General features: G+C 69.1%; 19 protein-coding genes. 14 read left to right on the top strand and 5 right to left on the bottom strand.

Annotation, left to right across the window (positions count from 1 at the left end; genetic code table 11):
- Positions 1-72 precede the first annotated feature (72 nt).
- From AC1KAT_RS01700 to AC1KAT_RS01750, 11 genes are all read left to right on the top strand, one after another.
- Positions 73-2,355, top strand: coding sequence for a type VI secretion system Vgr family protein (locus AC1KAT_RS01700; RefSeq protein WP_480322134.1), 2,283 nt, complete (start codon positions 73-75; stop codon positions 2,353-2,355).
- A gap of 10 nt (positions 2,356-2,365) precedes the next feature.
- Positions 2,366-2,950 carry a DUF6484 domain-containing protein gene (locus AC1KAT_RS01705; RefSeq protein ID WP_480322136.1) on the top strand — a complete coding sequence of 195 codons (585 nt, stop codon included), beginning with the start codon at positions 2,366-2,368 and terminating at the stop codon, positions 2,948-2,950.
- Positions 2,951-2,962: 12 nt separating this feature from the next.
- A complete protein-coding gene (locus AC1KAT_RS01710; protein WP_480322138.1) occupies positions 2,963-4,090 on the top strand; it encodes a DUF2169 family type VI secretion system accessory protein in 1,128 nt (375 codons plus the stop codon).
- Positions 4,087-5,118, top strand: coding sequence for a hypothetical protein (locus tag AC1KAT_RS01715; protein ID WP_480322140.1), 1,032 nt, complete (start codon positions 4,087-4,089; stop codon positions 5,116-5,118). The genes AC1KAT_RS01710 and AC1KAT_RS01715 overlap by 4 nt, the downstream gene beginning before the upstream one ends.
- On the top strand, positions 5,115-6,392 hold the full coding sequence (locus AC1KAT_RS01720) for a PAAR-like domain-containing protein (RefSeq protein ID WP_480322142.1): 1,278 nt from the start codon (positions 5,115-5,117) through the stop codon (positions 6,390-6,392). The genes AC1KAT_RS01715 and AC1KAT_RS01720 overlap by 4 nt, the downstream gene beginning before the upstream one ends.
- A gap of 21 nt (positions 6,393-6,413) precedes the next feature.
- Positions 6,414-7,325 carry a hypothetical protein gene (locus AC1KAT_RS01725; protein ID WP_480322144.1) on the top strand — a complete coding sequence of 304 codons (912 nt, stop codon included), beginning with the start codon at positions 6,414-6,416 and terminating at the stop codon, positions 7,323-7,325.
- 33 nt (positions 7,326-7,358) lie between these two features.
- Complete coding sequence (locus AC1KAT_RS01730; RefSeq protein WP_480322146.1) at positions 7,359-8,633, top strand: TIGR02270 family protein; 1,275 nt, start codon at positions 7,359-7,361, stop codon at positions 8,631-8,633.
- Positions 8,634-8,652: 19 nt separating this feature from the next.
- Positions 8,653-8,814 carry a hypothetical protein gene (locus AC1KAT_RS01735; protein WP_480322149.1) on the top strand — a complete coding sequence of 54 codons (162 nt, stop codon included), beginning with the start codon at positions 8,653-8,655 and terminating at the stop codon, positions 8,812-8,814.
- 165 nt (positions 8,815-8,979) lie between these two features.
- Positions 8,980-11,145 carry a type VI secretion system-associated FHA domain protein TagH gene (gene tagH, locus AC1KAT_RS01740; protein WP_480322151.1) on the top strand — a complete coding sequence of 722 codons (2,166 nt, stop codon included), beginning with the start codon at positions 8,980-8,982 and terminating at the stop codon, positions 11,143-11,145.
- Positions 11,146-11,151: 6 nt separating this feature from the next.
- Positions 11,152-11,922, top strand: coding sequence for a PP2C family protein-serine/threonine phosphatase (locus AC1KAT_RS01745; RefSeq protein ID WP_480322153.1), 771 nt, complete (start codon positions 11,152-11,154; stop codon positions 11,920-11,922).
- Between the two features lie 95 nt (positions 11,923-12,017).
- Complete coding sequence (locus AC1KAT_RS01750) at positions 12,018-12,593, top strand: OmpA family protein (RefSeq protein WP_480322155.1); 576 nt, start codon at positions 12,018-12,020, stop codon at positions 12,591-12,593.
- A 38-nt stretch (positions 12,594-12,631) separates the two neighbouring features.
- Here the strand turns inward: AC1KAT_RS01750 and AC1KAT_RS01755 are convergent, their stop codons facing one another.
- Positions 12,632-12,919, bottom strand: a complete 288-nt coding sequence (locus tag AC1KAT_RS01755; RefSeq protein WP_480322157.1) for a hypothetical protein — start codon at positions 12,917-12,919, stop codon at positions 12,632-12,634.
- Positions 12,920-13,273: 354 nt separating this feature from the next.
- Between AC1KAT_RS01755 and AC1KAT_RS01760 the strand changes: the two genes are divergently transcribed.
- From AC1KAT_RS01760 to AC1KAT_RS01770, 3 genes are read left to right on the top strand one after another with little or no spacing between them, the layout of a single operon-like run.
- Positions 13,274-14,329, top strand: coding sequence for a DUF6861 domain-containing protein (locus AC1KAT_RS01760; protein WP_480322159.1), 1,056 nt, complete (start codon positions 13,274-13,276; stop codon positions 14,327-14,329).
- A 19-nt stretch (positions 14,330-14,348) separates the two neighbouring features.
- A complete protein-coding gene (locus AC1KAT_RS01765) occupies positions 14,349-15,017 on the top strand; it encodes a peptidoglycan-binding protein (RefSeq protein ID WP_480322161.1) in 669 nt (222 codons plus the stop codon).
- Positions 15,018-15,019: 2 nt separating this feature from the next.
- Entirely contained in the window at positions 15,020-17,113 is a 2,094-nt protein-coding gene (locus AC1KAT_RS01770; protein ID WP_480322163.1) for a hypothetical protein, read from the top strand.
- A gap of 30 nt (positions 17,114-17,143) precedes the next feature.
- On the opposite strand, the gene AC1KAT_RS01775 is transcribed toward AC1KAT_RS01770, so the two are convergent.
- The 4 genes from AC1KAT_RS01775 to nirD form a co-directional block, all read right to left on the bottom strand.
- Complete coding sequence (locus tag AC1KAT_RS01775) at positions 17,144-18,883, bottom strand: bifunctional protein-serine/threonine kinase/phosphatase (RefSeq protein WP_480322165.1); 1,740 nt, start codon at positions 18,881-18,883, stop codon at positions 17,144-17,146.
- A gap of 47 nt (positions 18,884-18,930) precedes the next feature.
- Positions 18,931-19,743 carry a formate/nitrite transporter family protein gene (locus tag AC1KAT_RS01780; RefSeq protein ID WP_480322167.1) on the bottom strand — a complete coding sequence of 271 codons (813 nt, stop codon included), beginning with the start codon at positions 19,741-19,743 and terminating at the stop codon, positions 18,931-18,933.
- 300 nt (positions 19,744-20,043) lie between these two features.
- On the bottom strand, positions 20,044-21,378 hold the full coding sequence (locus AC1KAT_RS01785; RefSeq protein ID WP_480322169.1) for a nitrate- and nitrite sensing domain-containing protein: 1,335 nt from the start codon (positions 21,376-21,378) through the stop codon (positions 20,044-20,046).
- Positions 21,379-21,628: 250 nt separating this feature from the next.
- Positions 21,629-21,967 carry a nitrite reductase small subunit NirD gene (gene nirD, locus AC1KAT_RS01790; RefSeq protein WP_480322171.1) on the bottom strand — a complete coding sequence of 113 codons (339 nt, stop codon included), beginning with the start codon at positions 21,965-21,967 and terminating at the stop codon, positions 21,629-21,631.
- Positions 21,968-21,973: the final 6 nt, after the last annotated feature.

Genomic DNA, 21,973 nt, shown 5'->3' on the forward strand with positions numbered 1-21,973 from the left:
TCTTCGGGCCCTCGCCTATGGTTCGGTCCACTGCCAGCAGTCCACTGGATCAGTCACCGCACAGGGCCGCCCATGCCGCAACCGATCACACTCGCCACACCGCTGCCGCCCGAGGATCTGCGCTTCGCGTCGATCACCGCCACCGAAGGCCTCAGCGCGCTCGGCGAAGCGCGGCTGAACATGGTCAGCGCGAAAGAAAGCATCGACCCGCGCGACCTGCTCGGCCAGCCCGTCACCGTGACGATGGAACTGCGCGACGACGCCAAGCGCCACTTCAACGGTTACATCACGCGCTTTGCGCTCACCGGCCACCACGGCAGCCACTACACCTACCAGGCGGTGGTGCGGCCCTGGCTGTGGTTCCTCAAGCAGACGGTCGATTGCCGCATCTTCCAAGAGCAGGCGGTGCCCGACATCGTCAAGAAGGTCTTCCAGGATCACGGCATCGCCAACTTCGAGTTCAAGCTCTTTCGCAGCTACCGCAACTGGACGTACTGCGTGCAGTACCGCGAGAGCGACTACGACTTCGTCGCACGCCTGCTCGAACACGAAGGCATCTACTGGTACTTCGAGCACACCGATGGCGAGCACAAGCTGGTGCTGGTCGATTCGCAGACCGCGCACGACCCTGCCAGCGGCTACGACGCCCTGCCCTTCTACGAAAACGGCGTCGGCGCCCCGCCCGACCAGGAATACATCTCGCGCTGGCGCTTTTCGAGCGCCGTCACGCCGGGCAAGGTCGTGCTCACGAGCTATGACTTCCAGCGCCCCGGCACCAGCCTGCAGGTCGAGCAAGGCAACCCGCGCCCGCACTCGCTGGCCAACTACGAGGTGTTCGACTTCCAGGGCGACTACATCCAGGCGGGCGACGGCAGCCACCTCACCGAAAACCGCCTCGACGAGATCCATTCGCGGGCGATGGTTCTGCAAGGCGAATCGAACGCGCAGGGCCTGTCGGTGGGCCGCACCTTCAAGATGAGCACGCACCCGCGTGACGACCAGAACGCCGAGTATCTGATCACCGCCCTGTCGCTGCACGCGCAGACCGACGCCAACGAATCGGGCGGCGCGGGCAGCAGCGAGGTGCGCTGCGACTTCAACGCCATCGCGTCGAACCAGCAGTTCCGCGCCGAGCGCCGCACGCGCAAGCCCGTGGTGCACGGCCCGCAGACCGCCGTGGTCGTGGGCCCGGCCGGCGAAGAGATCTACACCGACGAGTACGGCCGCGTGAAGGTGCAGTTTCACTGGGACCGCCTCGGCACCAAAGACGACAAAAGTTCTTGCTGGGTGCGCGTGTCGCACCCGTGGGCGGGCAAGAACTTCGGGATGATCCACATCCCCCGCATCGGCCAAGAGGTCGTGGTCGGCTTCCTCGAAGGCGACCCGGACCAGCCCCTCATCACCGGCCGCGTCTACAACGCGCAGCAGATGCCGCCCTGGGACCTGCCGGCCAACGCCACGCAAAGCGGCATCCTCACGCGTTCGTCCAAGGGCGGGGGCTATGCGAATGCCAACGCCATCCGATTCGAAGACAAGGCCGGCGCCGAACAGCTGTGGATCCACGCCGAGAAAAACCAGGACATCGAGGTCGAGAACGACGAGACGCACTGGGTCGGCCATGACCGCACCAAGACCATCGACCACGACGAAACGGTGCACGTCAAGCACGACCGCACCGAGACGGTCGATAACAACGAGACCATCACCATCGGCGTCGATCGCGCCGAATCGGTCGGCAACAACGAGACCATCGACATCGGTGTGAACCGCACCGAAACCGTCGGCAGCAACGAGACCATCACCATCGGGGTGGACCGCACCGAGAGCGTGGGCGCGAACGAGACCATCTCGGTCGGCTCGAACCGCAGCGTCTCGGTGGGCAGCAATGAAACCAAGACCGTGGCGCTGCAGCGCACCCACACGGTGGGCGTCAACGAGACCATCGCCATCGGCGCCGCACAAGAAGTGGCCATCGGTGCGATGCAGACCATCACGGTCGGGGCCAACCAGTCCACCTCGGTCGGGCGCAACCAGTCGAACACCATCGGCGCCAAGCAAGACAACGAGATCGGCTCCGACCGCAGCATCACCGTCGGTGGCGCACAGAAGACCGCTGTCGCGAAGGGCCGCACGACCTCGGTCGGCGAAGACGACGCGGTGACCGTGGGCAAGACCTTCACGCTCACCGCGGCCGACTCGATCACGCTGAAGACCGGCAGCGCCAGCATCATCATGAAGAAGGACGGCACGATCACCATCAAGGGCAAGGACATCACGATCGACGGCAGCGGCAAGATCAACGCCAAGGCCAGCAGCGACATCGTGATGAAGGGCTCGAAGATCCTGCAAAACTGAAGACACCGTCATGAACACGCGCTCGCCCCTTCTTGAGCCCGCCACCCTTGCCCAACCGGGCGATGAGCACCTCGACGTCACCGCGCAGGCCGACCCCGCGCCCGCCGGCGTGCTCGACGCCCTGCTGAAGTCGCGCCCCGCGCGCGCTTCGGCAACCTTGCCCCCGACGCCCTTGCCGTCGGTCGTGATCGGCCAACTGCTGGCCCTGGCCGAAGACGGTGGCGCGCCCTGCGTCACCTATGCCGGCCAACCGGGGTCGGCCGCACTGCGCGCGCGCACCACGGTGGATTTGCGCGCCGGGCACATCGGCCAGCAGGTCGTGCTGTCGTTCGAAGGCGGCAACCCCGCGTTGCCGATCGTCATGGGGGTGCTGCGACTCGAAGCACCTGCACTCGAAGGCCCGGCCGAACACGTGCAAGTCGATGCCGACGGCCGGCACCTGACCGTCAGCGCGCGCGAGCACCTGGTGCTTCGCTGCGGCAAGGCGAGCATCACGCTCACCAAGGCCGGCAAGGTGGTCATCGAAGGCACCTACGTGTCGAGCCGGTCCACCGGAGTGAACCGCCTCAAGGGCGGTTCCGTGCAGTTGAACTGACCCGCCCGCGCGATGGAACTCATCAATGCCACGCGCATGAGCGTGGCCTACAACCTCGGGCTCGAACCCAGCGGGCGCGAGTTGCTGGTGGTCGTCATCAAGGGCACGTTCCGATTTCCGCAGCCAGGCGACGCGCCGGGCGGCTTCGCCCTGCATGACCAGCAGTTGCCGCTCGTGATGTCGGACACCTTCACCGGCGCGCCGGGCTTGTCCGCCCCGGTCTACGAAATCGACTTCGCCCCGCGCAAGCATCGCTGCGACGTGCTGCTGCTGGGCAGCGCCCACGCGCCCGAAGGACGCCCGACCACGCGCGTCGGCGTGGGCTTGCGCGTCGGTGACTGGACCAAGAGCTTCACCGTGGTCGGCCCGCGCCAATGGGACTGCGGCTTCGCCACCTTGCGCGCCACCCCGCCCGAGCCATTCCTCGTGCAACCGATCTCGTATGACGTGGCCTACGGCGGCAGCGACCTGCGCCACGACGACCCGGCGCAGCACGCCGCCTACGGGCCCAACCCGGTGGGGCGCGGCTTTCACAAGCACCTGCGCAAAGAGTGGGTCGATGGCCAGCCGCTGCCGTGCACCGAAGAGTCCGGCCGCAGCGTGACCGACCCGCAGGGGCAGTACCTGCCGATGGCCTTCGGACCGTTGGGGCGAGGCTGGGAACCCCGCGCCGCATTGGCCGGCACCTACGACGACACCTGGAAGAACGAGCACTTTCCCTTTTTGCCACCTGACTTCAACGAGGCCTACTACCAGGCCGCACCGGCCGACCAGCAGTTGCCGCTGGGCGCCTTTGCCGGCGGCCCGACCGAGGTGGTGCTGTCGAACCTCACACCCGACGGGCTCACGCGCTTCACCATTCCGCAGTTCGTGGCGCCGGTGCATGTGTTCGCGCGCAACGGCGGGCGTGAAGACCTGCACGCGCAACTCGACACCGTCGTCATCGAGCCCGACCTGCAACGCTACAGCCTGACCTGGCGCGTGGCGCGGCCGCTGCGCAAGAGCCTGTTCGAAGTGGCCCAGGTGCTGGTGGGCAAGAAGGGCCGCGAGTGGTGGCAGCAACGCGACACGGTGACCTTCCCGATACCGGTCGTGATGGTGCCCATGCCACGAAGCGATGCCGCCGAGGCCCGCCCATGAGCGCCGTTCGCATCGCCGTCGAACACACCGGGCTCGTGACGAGCGTGGGGCTGACCGCGCCCGCCACTTGCGCCGCCCTGCGCAGCAAGCTGACCAACCCGACCGAAACACGCTTCATGTGCAGCCTGGGGCATTGGTTGATGGGCCACGAGGTGCCGCTCGAGCGGCCCTGGCGCGGGCTCGACAAGCTCGCGCGCATGGCCGCCATGGCCATCACCGAATGCCTCGACGGCGTGCCACCCGAAGCGTGGGGCGACATTCCCGTGCTGCTGTGCGTGGCCGAGCGCGAACGCCCCGGCCGCATCGACGGCCTCGAAGACCGACTCTTCGCAAACGTCCAAGAGGTGCTGGGCGTGAACTTCTCAGCCGCTTCGTCGCTGGTGCCGCACGGGCGCGCCGGTCTGCCCGTGGCGCTGGCCGCTGCGCGCAAGCTGCTGGCCGAACGTCGCTGCACGCGCGTCGTGGTCGCCGGCGTGGACGGTCTCTTGCACTGGCCCACGCTCGACGTGCACGACCGCGCCGGGCGACTGCTGACCGAGCAGGTGTCGAACGGATTCATGCCCGGCGAGGCCGCCGGCGCGGTGCGCCTGGGGCTGCCCGGCCGCGAGCCCGCGCTGCAGGTCACCGGCGTGGGCTTCGCCGCCGAGAAGGCGCACATCGACTCCGAAGAACCATTGCGTGGCGACGGCATGGCGCAGGCCATCCAGCAGGCGTTGGCCGACGCGGGCCGGCGCATGGAAGACCTCGACTTCCGCATCGCCGACCTGTCGGGCGAGCAGTACTACTTCAAAGAGGCCGCGCTCGCGCTGGCGCGAACACTACACACGCCGAAGCCGAGCTTCGACCTGTGGCACCCGGCCGAGTGCATCGGCGAAACGGGCGCGGCGGTGGGGCCGGTGATGCTGGCACTGGCGGACGCGGCCTGCCGCAAAGGCTACGCGCCAGGCGGGCGCATCCTCACGCACTTCGCCAACGACGCCGGCCAGCGCGCGGCGGCCGTCTTGAGCTATGAAGGGTCGCTGTCATGAGCAACCAGGTCTATGCCAACGGCATGGAGATCTCTTGCAAGTCCGCCGCCGGCAAGTCGATCTGCGCCTTTCCGGACGTCTGCTTCACGCCGCCGCAGACGCCGGCCACGCCACCCGGGGTGCCGATCCCGTACCCCAACACCGGCATGGCCTCGGACTGCACCGACGGCTCGACCAGCGTGAAGATCTCCGGCAAGGAGGTCATGCTCAAGAACAAGTCGTACTTCAAGAAGAGCACCGGCGACGAGGCCGGCTGCGCGCCCAAGAAGGGCCTGATCACCAGCAAGAACACCGGCAAGGTGTACTTCAACGCCTGGTCGATGGACGTGAAGGTCGAGGGCGAGAACGTCGTGCGCCACCTCGACATCACGACGCACAACCACGCATCCTTCCCAGGCAACAGCCCCGCCTGGCCCTATGTGGACGCGATGGCCATGGCCCCGGGCGGTGCCTGCAACAAGGACGTCGAACGCGAGAAAGACAAGTGCAAGGACTGCGCCCCCCACGCAAAGCCGGGCAAAGATCCTTGCGCTTCATTTCACCGCGCGAGCTCGCCCCCTGTTGACACCCCGGGCCCGGACGCCAAGCCCGTCGCCGACCGTCTGTCGGACGAGGCCGCCCTTGACGAGTGCCTGTCGGCACGCAAGTGCCTGTTGCAGCCTTACTCGCGCAAGACCGACGGAGAGGGCGGCAAGGCCCTGGGTTGCTGTGAGCCGCAGACCGGTCACCACCTGATGGAGAAATCGTCTTTCCTGCACGGACCGAAGAAGTCGAAGACCATGATCGGCGGCATCCCCGCACCCGACGCGGTGCTGCCCCAGGGCAAGGCGGCTTTCGAGGCCTACGACGAGAACATGGCGCCCTGCGTCTGCGCCGAGGGCACCAGCCACAACCGGGGCGGAACGCACGAGCTTCTGCACGTCTTTCAGAAGGCATCCGCTGAAGCCGCGCCGGCAGGCGAGCTCACGCTCAGCGGCAAGAAGACGACCTACCCCCACGTCACCACCTATGGCGAGGCGAAGAAGACCGCCTCGGAGGCCCACGCGCTGGTGTTTCCCAGCTCGGGGTGCAGCCGCGACTGCATCGAGGCGCAACTCGATGCCTATCACTCCCAGTGCGGCATCACCGACAAGACCCAGATCAAGGCCGCCACAGAAGGCATCAACCCTGACCTGAGCCCCGCAGAAGCGCGCCAGCAGATCGCCGAGCGCAGCAACAGCGTGCTGCTCGACCGCATGTCCAAGGCCTGCGACGTGGACGCCGCCTGGGCCTGAACCCCTTAACGACCTGCCGACATGACCAGCCTCTGGATCGACCACAGCATCGACGCCGGGTGTTTCATCAACCCGGTGGGCGCGCTGCTCTCGCTGAGCACCGACGCCCTTTCGAAAGACGAGCTCGTGCACTCGCGCCTCGTGCTCTACGCCACCAGCAACGGGGCCGTGCGCGAGTTGGCGACCTGCCCATGGAAAGTCGTCTCGCTGGCGCGCCATGTGCAAGGCGCCACCAAGCAGGGCCTGGCGCTGGGCGAAGACGGCCAGCTGCTGTCACTCACGCCCGCAGGCGCCACTGACTGGTCAATCGGCACACGGGCAGGCGTCCCGGCACGGCGTGGCCCCTTGCGCAAAGTGCGCAGCCTGGGCGGGACGCCCTTCGTGGTCGGCATGAACCGTCAGGTCTACGCCATCGAACCCGATGGACGTTGGCGTGACCTGTCGCCGCCCGCGACCGGCTTGCCGCTCGGTGGCTTCGAAGGCGTCGCCGGGCTGGACCCGAACGACCTCGTGTGTGCCGGGTGGCGCGGAGAACTGTGGCGCTGGCGAGGCGGCGTCTGGCAAGCCATCGACAGCCCGACCAACGTGCTGATCACCGACATTGCCGCCCTTGCCGATGGCAGCTACGTCGCCTGCGGGCTTTCGGGCCTGGTGCTCGTGGGTCGCGACGATGAATGGCGCGTGCTCGATCAGAAACCGTTCGATCTCAACCTCTACAGCGTGGCCGAGCACGAGGGGCGGGTGTACCTGGCTTCGATGTACGGCCTGTACGAACTCAAGGACGAGAAGCTGCACGACGTGCGCTATGGCGCCACGCCTGCGCCAGTCACTGCACACACGGTGCAGTCGATCCAGCCCGGCGCGCTGGGCCTGATCGGCGCGAAAAGCCTCTACGTGCGAGAAGGCGACACGGTTTGGCACAGCTATGAATGAGCCAGGGTCCACGTCATTGAAGGTCTGGCCGAAATGAGCACTTTCATTGCACCCGCGCTTGCCGTCGTCGTTCAACAGCACCTCGACGACGCGCTTTCGCTGCGCGGCATACGCTCCGTGCTCGTGCGCGCCCCGCACGTGAAGCTGCACCAGTTGCGCCGCCTCGACGATCGTCTCGTGGCCCACCTCGATGGCCTGGCCATCGCAGGCGAGGCCGGTCAGGCCCTGCTGCGCGAGACGCTCGACCGACCGACGCCGGCCGCCTTGTTCGTTCACACGGTCGCGGCCATCGAAGCCCGCGACGAGGCCGCGCTCGGCCGATTGCTCGCGGTGGCCGAAGCCCTGCCCGACACCCGCGCCGGCATGGTCTCGGCCTTTGGCTGGGTGCAGGCCCAAGCCTTGCGCGGACTGACCAAACCGCTGCTCGACTCCGCGAGCCCTTTCCAGCGAGGCATCGGCCTCGCGGCCTGCGCCATGCACCAGGTGCACCCGGGTGCGGTGCTCGATGCGGCGCTGGCACACGACAACCCGGCCTTGCGTGCCTGCGCGCTGCGCGTGGCGGGTGAACTGGGCCGTCCCGAAAGCCTGCCCGCCTGCCTGGCGGCGCTGGGCGACGAGAAGGCCGCCCCGTCGCTGCGTTTCGACGCGGCCCGTGCCGCGCTGCTGCTGGGCGACCGGCAGGCGGCGGTCGCCACGCTGGCGACGCTGGGGCGTGCACCGGGCCCGATGCAGGCCGCCGCGCTGTCGCTGTGGCTGCGTGTCATTTCGCCGCAAGACGCACAGGCGGTGCTGAAGGCACTCGCCACCGAAGCCATCGCGCCGCGCGTGCTGGTGCGTGCGACGGCCGCCTCGGGCGACCCGCATTACGTGCCTTGGCTGATGCGCCAGATGGAAGTACCGGCGCTCGCGCGCCTGGCCGGCGAGGCTTTTTCTTGGATCACCGGCGCCGACCTTGCTGCGCTCGACCTCGAAGACTTGCAGGCACAAGACCCCGGCGCCGGCCCCAACGACGACCCAGCCGACGAGCGCGTGGCCTTGGATGAAGACGAGGGCCTGCCCTGGCCCGACCTGAACAAGGTGCACGCCTGGTGGCAGGCGAATGGCCTGCGCTTCGCCTCGGGCTCGCGCTGCTTCATGGGCGAAGCACCCAGCGCCGGCCATTGCCTCGCCGTGCTGCGCACCGGCGGCCAGCGCCAACGCGCCGCGGCGGCGACCTGGCTCACGCTGCTGCAACCCGGACTGCCCCGTTTCAACACCGCAGCGCCGGCGTGGCGGCAGCAACGCCTGCTCGACGACGCCACCGCCTGACCCGCCCGCATCCGACCCCATGGACCCCAAACTCGTCTTCACCGTGCTCGGACCGCTCTTTCTCGTGCTGGGCACCTGGCGTGCCCTGACCCAGGGGCCGCTGTCGCCACAGGCTCGCACCTGGCTGCTGCTCGGGGCGATCTTCAGTGCCGTGGCGGGCTGGTTGTGGATGCAGGCCTGAGCATCTGCTCGATGCTCGCCCCGGAGCGCCCGCACGCGGCACACCGCGCCCACCGGGTGTGACTTTCGTTGATTGCCCGGGCGCGACCCAGGCCGGATAAACCAGCCTGCGGCCAGCACACCCTTTTTCGAGCTGTTCGAGCGGCCGCACGCATCCGGAGCCCCCATGAATCTGGTGATTCACGCCCACACCCTGAAGAACGAAGCCCTCTCGCAGCCCATCACGGGGCGCTTCGACGAACGCGGCGGCACCATCGGTCGGTCCGACACCAACACGCTCTCGCTGCCCGACCCGGAACGCCACATCTCGCGCCTGCAGGCCGAGGTGTGGTTCGCCAATGGCGGGTTCTCGATCCGCAACGTGGGCAGCGCCAACGCCATCCTCGTCAACGGCCGCTCCATCGCCCCGGGTGAGGGCGCAAGCCTGTCGGACGCCGACGAAATCGCCATCGGCTCATACCTCATGCGCGCCGTGGTGAGCAACGGCGCCGTGCCAAACACCGTGGGCGAGCGCACGGCGGTCGATTCGCGCACCGTCATCGTCGCGTCGGCTGGCGAGTCGAAGACCTCGCCGCCCAAGCTCGCGCCGCAGGTGCACGTCACCGGCACGCAGCCCAGTGCACGATTCGTGGCGCCGAAGGCCGAGCCCGGCACCAGCGCGTCGTCGGGCACCGCCTCGGTGACCACCACCAAGCCGAAGATCCCGCCCACGGCCAACGACCCGTTCGCCGACCTGCTGGGCCCGGGTGCTGGCGCGGGGGCCTCGGCCGCCGACCCCTTCGCTGATTTGCTCGGACCGGCAGTCGCCGCCACGCCGGCACCGGCCACGCCCCTGCCCGCCACGCCGCCCGCCGCACCGTCAGCCGCGGCACGCGCGGCGGCGTTCGGTTCACCCACCGTGGCGCCCGCGCCCGTGGCACGCCTGCCCGACGACTTCGACCCCTTCGCCGACCTCGCACCGCCCAAGAGCGCGAGCGCCGGGCTCGAATCCTTCATGGGGGGCAGCCCGTCGCCGGCCACGCCGCCCGCCAGCAGCACCCTGCCGCCCGACCTGGGCCTGGGCGACCTGATCGGCACGCCCACCGGCAGCGCCGGGGCGAGCGGGGGCGGCAGCCTCGACACCTTGTTCGGCCTGAAGCCGGCCGCGACCAGCAGCGATCCGCTGGCGGCCTTTCTCTCGTCGCCCGCGCCCAGCACCGACGGCAAGCCCGCGCCCGCGTCGCAAGACCCGATGGCCTTCTTCGGCGGGGCACCCAGCGCGGCCGAGGCGTCGCCGGCCATCCCGGCCGACTTCGACCACACGCCCGAGCTGAAGGGCGCCTACGTGCCCCCGGCGGTGCAGGGGGCGTCGGCCCCGGCCGTGACCCCGGCCTCGTTGCCGTCCGACGTGACCCAGTTCGCGGCACCGGCCGCCAAGAGCAAGCCGGTGGAGCCGCCGACCGTCACCTCGCCGGTGCTCGCCCCCGTGGCGCCACCGAGCCGGCCGCCCGCCACGCCGCCCGTGGCCGCACCGCGCAGCGCCCCGAAGCCGACCGACGTGGTGCCGGCCACGACCATGCCCGCGGTGCGCCCGGCGCGGCCCGAGCCGGCCTCGTCGCCCACGCCGTTCGACGCGCTGCTGGCCAGCCCCGCCGCGGCCCCCGCGACGAAGCCCGCCGACAGCCCGGTGCCGGCCATGCCCACCGGCACGAAGCCCGTGGCCCCGGCCGCCGCCGCAGGCTCAGGGTCGCCGGACGCCCTGTGGGCCGCGTTCTGCGAGGGCGCGGGCATCAAGTTCGACCCGCCGCAGGGGCTCAACCCCGAGCTGATGCGCATGATCGGCCAGATCCTGGCGCAGTCGGTCGAGGGCACGCTCAAGCTCGTGGCCGTGCGCGCGGCCGCCAAGCAAGAGCTGCGCGCGCAAGTCACGACCATCCAGTCGCGCAACAACAACCCGCTGAAGTTCTCGCCCGATGCGCCGGCGGCCATCCAGCAACTGCTGCAGCCGCCGATGCGCGGCTTCATGTTCGGCCCGGCGGCGGTGACCGAGGTGATGGACGACCTGCTCGGCCACGCCATCGGCACCATGGCCGGCATGCGTGCGGCGCTCGAAGGCGTGTTGCAGCGCTTCGAGCCCAAGCAGCTCGAAGGCAAGCTCAGCAGCGGCAGCGTGTTCGACGCCTTGCTGCCGATGAACCGCCGCGCCAAGCTGTGGGAGTTGTACCTGCAGCACTACGAACGCATCCAGGGCGAGGCGCAAGATGACTTCCACGACCTCTTCGGCAAGGCCTTCATCAAGGCCTACGAAGACCAGCTCGACCTGCTCGACGACGCCCGTCACCAGTCGAAGTGAGCCCGCATGCTGAAGGTTGACATCGCTTCGCGCAGCGAGGTGGGTGACCGCACCCACAACGAAGACGACTTGCGCGTGGGCAACAGCGGGTCGTTCTGGTACGCCGTGCTGTCCGACGGCGCGGGCGGCCACCGGGGCGGCGCGGTCGCATCCGACCTGGTGGTGCGCATGACGGCGCTGGGCCTGCAGTCGTCGCCGCATGCCACGCCCGAGTTGCTGACCGCGCTGGTGTGCGACACGCACGCGGCGCTGGGCCAGCAGCAGGCCGGCCGCAAGGGCCACGAGCGCATGCACGCGACGCTGGTCGCGCTGTGGATCGACGCGCGCCGCGCCGAGGCGCTGTGGACACACGTCGGCGACTCGCGCCTGTACCTGCTGCGGCACGGCCGCGTCGTCTACACCACGCCCGACGACAGCGTGGTGCAGCGCATGGTCGAAGCCGGCTACCTGACACCCGAAGAGGCGCGCGACCACCCGCGCAAGAACCAGTTGCTCAGCGCGATGGGCACCGCCGAAGCGGTCGAGCCGAACACGGTGCGTGCGCCGATCCCGATTGCCGACGGCGACGCGTTCCTGCTGTGCTCCGACGGCTGGTGGGATCACTTCGAGCCGAGCGACCTCGAAAGCGCGTTCGCCGCCGCCACCTCGCCGCGCGAATGGCTCGACCTGATGGCGCAAGACATCGTCGCGGCCCAGCACCCGGGTCAAGACAACTACAGCGCCGTCGCCGTGTGGGTGGGCGATCCGGCCGAGACCACCCGCGTGGGTGGCTTGTGAGTGGTTTTTGGCGTGAGCAGGCCGGGGTTGACCTTGGTCGGTTGGCGGTTTCAACGCAGAGGCGCACCATCGGCCCTGTTCGAATGGAGGTTTTCATGAACACACGTTTCACCCCCGCGGTCGCCGCGCTCGCGCTGGCCGCCCTGTCCCTGGCGGCCCAACCGGCCTTCGCGCAAGGCACAGCCGACAGCACCCAGGTGCTCAAGGGCAGCAAGGTCACCGAATCCAACCTGGTCGATGCCCTCACGCCCGAAGAGCCGGTCGTGACGCGCAGCCTCAAGATCAGCCGCGACACCGCCGGCGTGCTGCCCTCGAAGCCGGCGCGCAAGCCCAGCGCCTCGCTGCTCATCACCTTCGAGACGAACTCGGCCGAGCTCACCGCCGCTTCGAAGAAGCAGCTTGACGTGGTCGCGGCGGCGCTGAAGAACAACCGCCTCGCCGACTACAACTTCAGCGTCGAAGGCCACGCCGACCCGCGCGGCAACGCCGACGCGAACCTGTCCTTGTCGCAGCAGCGCGCCGACAGCGTGCGCGACTACCTGGTCAGCGAGCACGGCATCGCCGCCGAGCGCCTGAAAGCCGAAGGCAAGGGCGACCGCGACCTGCTGAACCCCAAGGTGCCGTCAGCGGCCGAAAACCGGCGCGTGACGATCGTCACCAACGCCAAGTGATGCAGCGCGGCGCTTGAGCGCCGCCGCGCCGGGTCCCGTCAGGCGACGAAGGCCCAGGCGCCCTGGTAGGCCGCCAGCAGCACCGCGCTAACCGTGAGGTTGGCCACCAGGTGGCGCGACCCCTGGTCGATGCGGATGCCCAGGCGCACACCCAGGCAGGCCCACAGCACCACCAGCAGGGCTGCGCCCGCCTCCATCTTGCTCAGCCCATGGCCGCTGACGAACAGCAGCGCCACGATGGCGAGCCACAGGCCCACGCCCATCACCGTGGCGGCGGTGACTTCGTTGAAGGTGGGTTTGCGCAGGGGAATACCGAAGAGTTGCATGGCGAGGTGAAGCAGGTACCGCGGAACAGCCGGCAAGGCTACGCGCCGTCCGGCCGCACGAAGCTCCAATGAGCGCCGTCTGCACGGCGCAGTTCCGGCGATTCGACCTGCACGCACCGGCCGGCGCGAGTGCGCCACGTGTAGAACCACATCGCGCCGGCTTGTCCAGAACCTAGTTTTGCGGTGCAGCAGGCTCGCCACACGAGCACGTGCGCGGCGCCAGGGCATGGCCCGCAGCCGGGTATGGCTGCGCGATGATTCCGCCCCTTCCGCAGCCCCGTCTTCGCGCCCCCGCGCCGTTTGCAGCATGCCCCAAGCACTCGTGCGGCTCCCCCGGCGCCCCTCGGCCATGACATGAGCTGGGCGACCACCGAACTCGACACCTTGTGGTGGCACCTGCACCGGCTGGAGCAGGCGAGCGACCGCGCCGAACGCCTTGGCGAGGCACCACCCGCCCTGCCCCGTGGCGACGACGACCGGCCCGCGCGGCGGGTCGCCAGCGTGAGGCATGCGCTCTGGCATGCGCGCCCGCAGCTGCTCGAAGCCCTGGCCGGCAGCGTGTCGAGCATCGAGTGCCGCCCGCTCGTCCAGGCCCTGCTGCCGCTTTGCCACGACCTCGCGCTGCTGTGGGGCGGCTCGGCGCTGCTGAACGGTCCCGCCGGTCGGCGATTCAACTCGCCGCAGGTCACGCCCCTCACGCTGCGAACGCACGAGCAGGCAGGCACCTGGCTGCAGGCCGAAACCGGGGTCGCGGCGATGGACCTGCAGCACGGCCTGCCCCTGGCGCTGCGGCACTACCGCGCCGGCATCGAAGCCGCGTGGGGCGACACGCCGATGCGCAGCGAGCCCGATGCGCTCGACGCGGCCTGGCACATCGAGCGCGGCCACGCGGTGCTGATGAACGCGATGCTCGGCGCACTGGCCGTCGGCCTGGGCCAGGGCCTGACCGACTCACCCACCGACACGCTGCAGGCGATCCGCCACAGCCCGCGCCTGGGTCGCACCGTGGCCGAGTTCGTGGCGGCGCACGAACCCGAACTCGTGCGCCACCTCGCCCACGGCGCCAGCGAAGGCCGCATCACGATGGCCTCGGCGCGCCCGCGCGACGGCGGCCCGGCGTTCACGCCCACGCAGATGGCCCGCGCCCGGGCCAGCGCAGGCCCTGTGCCGAGCCCGTCCCCCGCCCCGAGCCCACCAAGGCACTGGCTCGAAATCGTGCTGCTGGGCGACGACGACGAGCCCGTACCGCACGAACGCTACCGCGTGCGCCTGCCCGACGGCCGACTCGTCACCGGCCAGCTCGATGGGCAAGGCGTCGCTCGCCTGTCTGACCTGACTGAGGCCGGCACCTGCGAGGTGTGCTTCCCCGACCTCGATGCCTCGGCCTGGCAGCCAATGACGGCCACCTGACCCCCCACAGAACCTACGCATGACCACCTCGCACACCGTCGCCCCCGGCGACGGCCTCTCCAGCCTGTCGGCCCAATACGGCTTCGCGCCCGAAGCCATCTGGAACCACCCCGACAACGCCGCCCTGCGCCGCCTGCGCAGCGACCCCAACGTGCTGTACCCGGGCGACGTGGTGGCCATTCCCGACAAGGCGGCGAAGACCGAAGCCTGCGCCACCGACCGCCGGCATGTGTTTCGTCGCCTGGGGGTGCCCGCACGCTTCGAGCTGCAGTTGCTGACGCTGCACCGGCCCGCCGCCGGCGTGGCCTACGTGCTGCAGGTCGATAGCAATGAGTACCGAGGCCAGACCGACGGCGACGGCGTGCTGCGCCACTTCGTGCCCAACCGGGCCCGCTCGGGGCTGCTGCGCTATGAGATCGAGGGCGAGCCCGTCGAGATGCAGATCGACTTCGGCCACCTCGACCCCATCGACCAGCTCACCGGCGTGCAAAAGCGCCTGCAGAACCTCGGCTACCGCTGCGACGAGCCCGGCGTGGACGGACCGCGCACGCAGTTCGCGCTGCAATGCTTCCAGCTCGCCATGCAGCTGGACGTGACCGGCGAGCGCGACGCCGCCACGCTGGACGCACTGGCGCGGCTGCACGACAGTGCCGAGCGCTTTCCCGAACCCACGGCCTCGGCCGCCTGAGCATGGTCTGGGGCTACAACTTCGACAAGTCCGAGGTGGTCCGCAACGACGAGGTCTTCGTCGTGCGCGACCTCGGCAGCGACGGCAACTGCCTCTTTCGCAGCCTCGCGCTCGTGCTGGCGATGGCGGGTGAGCCCGAACGCAGCCACGCCACGCTGCGCGCGATGGCGGTCGAGACCTTGATCAACTGGATCGTCACCGGCGTGCCCGCCTGGTTCGACGACATGGAATACGAGGAACCGACCGAAGACCGCATCGCCGACCTCGTGTCGGGCGACTGGGGCGACGCGACCTGCATGCTCGCGCTGCTGGCCAACCGCTACGACGAGTGCCGCATCACGGTGTTGAACGACTCCACCACGGGCGACAGGGACGAGTGGTCGCTCGACCTGGAATCGTTCACCGACCAGCCGCCGATGCGCGAGGTGTTCGTGCTGTGGACCGGCGGCAGCCACTACGTGGCCCTGGTGCCCAAAGACGCCGAAGACCAGATCGGCCCCACGACCGTCAGCCTGGTGGATCTGGAGCCCAAGGACGACGCCACCGCCGTGGTGTCGGCCAAGCTCAGCACCGTGTGCGGGCTGAGTACCGCGCTCAACACCGGCAACCACGCCGACCTGACGCTGGAGATCCACCAGCTCGGCGTGGGCATCGGCGATGCGGCGTTGATCCTCGTGAAGCAGAAGGCGGTCTACGTGCAGTCGATCCTGATCGACTGCGGTCAGTTTGCCGCGGCCGTGACCGGCTACTTCGACCACCTGATCAAGCTGAAGCGCTTCCGCCCCGTCGATATGTTCATCGCGTCGCACTACGACAAGGACCACATCGGCGCCGCGCCCACCGTGCTGGGCAACGCCACCTACGCGAGCCCGCATGTGGTGCTCTACGACCAGGGCGTGCCGACCAAGAGCAGCAGCGACTACACCAACTACCAGCAAGCCTTCGGCGAACCGAACACGCCCCCACGCGCCACACCCGACATGGACCAGCCGCTCTACCAGAACGGCGCGCTGAGCGTGCGGGTCGTGGCGATGAACGGCCTGCACTGCAGCGGCACCCGCGGCCAGTACCAGAGCACCGACGAAGCCATCGAGGGGCTGATCCCGAAGAGCCTGCTCGACGGCACGGCCTCACGTTTCCAGTGGGTGGCCGCCGGCTTGACGCCGGAGTCGCTGTTCCCGAGCGACCCGAACGACTGCAGCCTCGCGGTGCTGGTGGAGTTCGGCCACTTTCGCTATTTCACGGCCGGCGACCTCAACGGCGAACGCGAAGACGCGGTGGCCCTCCACCTGTACCACACCTACCTTGGCAGTGGCCACGTGTGCGCCTGCAAGCTCAACCACCACGGGGCGCACGAGGCCACGAGCGCGCAGCTGCTGCGCCTGCTGCGGCCGCGCGTGTGCCTGGTCTCGTGCGGCACGCCCAACGTGCATGGCCACCCCTCGCCGGTCACGATCGATCGGGTGGATCAGCTCAACGCGGTGTACCCCAGCCAGGTGCTGGTGACGGCCGACCTCGACACGACCGCCACCAACAAGGGCTACCCGTGGGCCCGCCCGCCGCTGCTGGCTGATGGACGGCATGCGCAAGGCAGCATCGTGCTGACCGTGGACTCGTCGATGGTCGGCAAGAAGAAGCACGGCTTCGTCGTCATGACCAGTGCGAGCCCCGAGCCCCGCCTGTACGTGTGCAGCGACCGCCCCTACAACAGCAGACTGAGCATCACCAACCGCGTGGCCAAGCCCAAACAGTCGGAAGAGCGCAAGCGCGAAAAGGTGCGAAACAAGCGCAAGCGCGAATCCGACAGACAGGAAGAGAGCAACGAGAACATTCAGACCGTGCGTCTGACCCTGCTCAACGGGCTGCTCGAGGCCATCGACGAAGCGCCCGACCCAACGGGCATGAAGCTTCAGTGGGAAACCGAGGTTCGCGCCAAGGTAGCGGCACTGGCCGCGCTATTGGCCTGCGACGACGAGGTCAAGCAGGCACAGCGCATCCGCACCCTGTTCAAGAACTTCACCAAAGAGTTGCACGGCGGCGGCCTGGACAACGCTGGCGATGTGATCGGCTACCTCGGCAACCACCGCCCCCGCTGACGCGCGGCGCGGGGCGCATCCGATGCGGTGTCAGCGCCCCAGAACGAGCAACGCCACCGCCACTAGGGCCACCGCGCACGACACCACGGTCGCGGCCTGCCAGAAGACCACCGGGTCGCGTGCCGACAGCGGCGGCCTGCGCGTGCGGTGGAACTGCGGCCCAGGTGCGTGCAGGTCGTGCACGAACTCCGACACGGCCTCTTGCCGCCGGGCCGCTTGCGGGTGCAACGCCTTTTCGAGCACGGCGTCGAGCCAGGCCGGCAGCTCGGGCCGCAAGTGGCGCACCGGCACGTAGCGCAGGCGTTTCGCGTCGGCCGGCGTGCGCAGGCGCGAAGCGGCCAGCCCGTACGGCAGCTGGGCAGTCAGCATCTGGTAGGTCAGCACCGCGAGCGAGAACAGGTCCGAACGCGGGCCGGGTTCGCCGCCGACGAAGTACTCGGGCGCGGTGTACTGCAGCGTGCCGGCGATGTCGTTCGGGCCCGTTCCACGCGCGGCTTCGGTCAGGCCCGCCACGTGCGCCGACGCGAAGTCGATGATCTTCACCGTGCCGGTGCCGTCGATCATCACGTTGTCGGGCCGCAGGTCACGGTGCAGCATCTCTTTGCCGTGGAAGGCCTGCAGGCCCTGCGCCACCTGCGACACGATGCGGCGCACGGTGTCGAGATCGGGCTGAGGGTGGTCGGTCATCCACTGCGCCAGGGTCTGGCCTTCGATGAACTCCATCGCCACGTAGAGGTGCTGGCGCGGCCGCTCGCTCGCCACCGGCCGCAGCACGTGCGGGCTGTTGATGCGGCGTGCCACCCACTCTTCGAGCAGAAAGCGGTCGAGGTAATCGGCATCGCCGCGCAGGTCGATGGACGGCACCTTCAGCGCCACCTGCTGCCCCGTCTGCTCATCGACGGCCAGGTGCACGTGGCTGCGCGAGCTGGTATGCAGGTCGCGCAGCACCGTGTAGCCCTCGAAGCGCATGCGCGGGGCCAGCGGCGGTGGCGGCGCCAGCCGTTCGCCGCCGGCCTGCAGGTCGAGCCGCCCGGCGTCGGGCAGCGCGTCGATGCGCAGCAGCTGGACGGTCATGTCGTCGTCGCCACCGCGAGACTGCGCCACCGACACCAGCGCTTCGGCGGCCGCATCGAAATCGTCACCACACCGCGCCAGCGCCTCGTGCACGGCGGCAGCGTCGAGGTGTGCATGGGCACCATCGGTGGCGAGCAGGTAGACCTCGCCCGGCTCGGCGTTCAGGCAGCGGTAGTCGATCTCGACATTGGCGGCGGCCCCGAGCGCGCGGCCGAGGTAGGACTCGACCGACGACACATGGATGCGGTGGTCCTCGGTCAGCTGTTCGAGCGACTGGGCATGCAGCCGGTAGATGCGTGCGTCGCCCACGTGCAGCAGGTGCACGTCGCGGCCCTTGAGAATCAGCGCGCTGAAGGTGCACACGTGGCCGCGGTCGGCGTCGAAGCGACCCGCGCTGCGCAGGGTCTGCGCGTGCAGCCACGAGTTGATGGCGCCCAGCACCCGCTGCGCCGAACGTCGCACCGACCACGCGTCCGAGGTGAGGTAGTAGTCGTCGAGAAAGGTACGCACCGCCAGCGCGCTGGCCTCCTGGCTGACCGCGCTGGAGCCGATGCCGTCGGCCAACGCCACCACCAGGCCCTTGGCCACGCGCTGCGCCTGGCCGGGCAGCAAGGCGCCATGGAAGTCCTGGTTGACGGCCTGGTGGCGTCCGGCCCGCGTGTGCTGGCCGAGGGTGACTTGCGGTGCGTGCGTCATGGCGCCCGGGGTAGCCCGGCTCACCGGGCCCACCCCGCGACACAAGCTCAGGCCACCACGCGCTTCGGCGCGGTCTTGTAGTGCGTGGAGTACAGCGTCGCGCCCACGAAGGTCAGGCCGCCGACGAGGTTGCCGAGCACCGTGGGAATCTCGTTCCACAGCAGGTAGTCCATGAACGTGAAGTTGCCACCCAGCAGCAGGCCCGACGGGAACAGGAACATGTTGACGATCGAGTGTTCGAAGCCCATGTAGAAGAACACCATGATGGGCATCCACATGCCGATGGTCTTGCCCGACACCGAGGTGGACATCATCGCGGCGACGACGCCGGTCGAGACCATCCAGTTGCACATCACGGCGCGGATGAACAGCGTGAGCATGCCGGCCATGCCGTGGTCGGCATAGCCCACGGTGCGGCCTTCGCCGATGGTGCCGATCTTCAGGCCCACCGCATTGGGCGCCTCGGTGAAGCCGTAGGTGAAGATGATCGCCATGAAGACGGCCACCGTGAACGCGCCGGCGAAGTTGCCGAAGAACACCAGCGTCCAGTTGCGCATGACGCCGCCCCAGGTGGCGCCGGGGCGCTTGTCGAGCACCGCCAGTGGCGCCAGCGTGAACACGCCGGTCAGCAGGTCGAAGCCCAGCAGGTAGAGCATCACGAAGCCCACGGGAAACAGCACCGCACCCAACAGCGCGTTGCCGGTGTTCACGGTGATCGTCACCGCGAAGGCCGCAGCCAGCGCGAGGATGGCACCGGCCATGTAAGACCGGATGAGCGTGTCGCGGGTGGACATCAAGAGCTTCGATTCACCGGCATCGACCATCTTGGTCACGAATTCGGCAGGTGCGAGATAGGCCATGGGACTTCCTTTTGCAGGGAGGTTGCAGCGTGTCGGGCAAGCGCCCGGGTGGCGCGAGAAACAAAAAAACGGCGTCCACTGCGCCGCCCCTGCCGTGGCAGGGTGACGCAATGGACGCCGTTATCCGTGGGGTGCACAACCGGGTTTCTGCACGACGCAGGGTCCGGTCACCGAACCGCCTTTAGCTCGATGGCAGGCCCCAGGATGCAGATTCCGTGCCGTCGATCTGGGGCCACCTCAGTGCATTCGCAGCCTTCAGGCCTCAAGTCGGTGCACATCAGGCACCAAGCCAGGGCTTGATCAACCGGCTGGCTTGTCGCCTCGCGACTCGCCCGGGCCACCCCCGGCCGACAACGAGAGGTCAGGCGCCAGCAGCGTGGCTTCGGCCACGTCGAGCAGGCGGCGGTTCTGGTCCATCGAGGTCTTCTGCAGCGCGCGGAACGCGGCCTCTTCGTTCATGCCGAAGCGCGCCATCAGCACGCCCTTGGCGCGCTCGATCACCTTGCGTTCGTGCAGCGCGCGGCGGGCGGCGTCGAGTTCGGCCTCCATGCCGGCCATGCGCGACGACTGCGCCTGCAGCAGTTCGAGCAGCGAGGTCGATTCACCACTGCCCGGCGCACCGGCCAGTGCCGGCACCGCCTCGGGCGCGGTGGCGATGTCGAAGAAGCGGTCCACCGCATGCGTGCGCGGCGGCGGGTTGTCGCGCAGGCGGCGCAGCAGGCCCTGCGAGTCTTGCAGGTCTTGCTGCGCCTCGCGGATGCGCGCCTCGCAATCCGCACGCAGGCGCTCGACCAGCTCGACCTGCAGCTGCCACAGCTCGTTGATGCGCTCGGTGCTCACGTCGAACCAGGTGTCGCTGAGGTTGCTGTCGAGCGCGCCCCCGGGCCTGGCCGCGCACAGGGTGCGGCGCAGGCGTTCTAGGCGGGCGACGCCGGGGGCGAGCTGCTGCTGTTCCCAGCGCTCGCGCAGGGCCGGGTCGGCGAACTCGGCGAACACCTGCAGGCTGCGCTCTTGCGCGTCGATCAGGTGCACGACGCGCTGCTGGTGCGGCTCGTCGCACTGGCCCGACGCATAGAGCAAGGCGCCGACTGCGCGCTCTTGCCCGGCCGCCTCTTGCGCCTGCACCAGGTGCAAGAAGGCCACCAGCAGGCGCGACACGCTGGGCAGCAGCGCCGCGTCGGCCACGTGGAAGACCAGCTCGATCAGCCCGGCAATCAAATGGCTGAAAGCCGCCACCGAGTCGTGCGCCGAGAGCGCCTGCCGCTCGATCTGCAGGCGCAGGGCGGCGAGCGCATCGAGACCCAGCAGGGCCCAGGCCATCAGCGACAGCGTCTTCGAGGTCGCTCCCTGCGAGGGGTCGAGGTGGGCCGCGAACAGGGCCCGCAGGCGCGCTTCGACTGGCCGCGATTCATCGACGATGGCACGGCGCATGTCGGCGAAGCGCTGGCCCTGCGACGCAAGGAAGATGCTCGACGCACCGCGCTCGCGCTGCAGCGCCTGGATCCACTGGCCAATCACGTCGACCAGCTCGGCACGGCTGGCGAGGTGGCGCACGGCTTCGATTTCGAGCTGCTTGGCGCGCAGCACGAGGGTCGAGACAGACAAGGGGGACGAAGGCACCGCCGGGTCGGGCATGCACGGGCTCCTGGGATCAAACGCGAACGGGGCACGGCGCCTCACGACGCCGCATCAAGGTCCGGATTGTCCGCGTTTGAGCCGTTGTTCCTTTCAGCCGAAGGGAAGGCCCTCGCCCCGGGGCACACGCGGGCCGGCCCCGCCGAAGCGAAGACCGGCCCGGGTACCGCTCTCTTCCCAGCCTGTCGGCTGCTCTCTCACTCTCACTCTCTCTCTCTTGCTCGGCTTTGCGCTCGGCTCGCGCCCGGGTTCAGCCCAGGGCGACGCGCACCCGACCGCCCTCGACGCGCACCGCGTGGGCGCGCACCGAGTGCTCGGGCATTTCGAGGCAGGCACCGGTGCGCAGGTCGAAGTGGTTCTTGTAGAGCGGCGAGGCCACGACGATGTGCTCGCCCAGGCTGCCGATCAGGCCGCGCGACAGCACGCTGGCGCCCGATTTCGGGTCCACGTTGTCGATGGCGAAGAACTGGTCCGCGCCGAGGCGGAAGATCGCCACGTGGCGCTCATCAACCAGCGCGCACACGCCGGTGTTGGGCAGGATGTCGCTGACCGCGCAGACGTCGGTGAAATTCAAGGTGTCGGTGCTCATGAAAGG

This window comes from Piscinibacter sp. PDB5-1 (assembly GCF_056676035.1).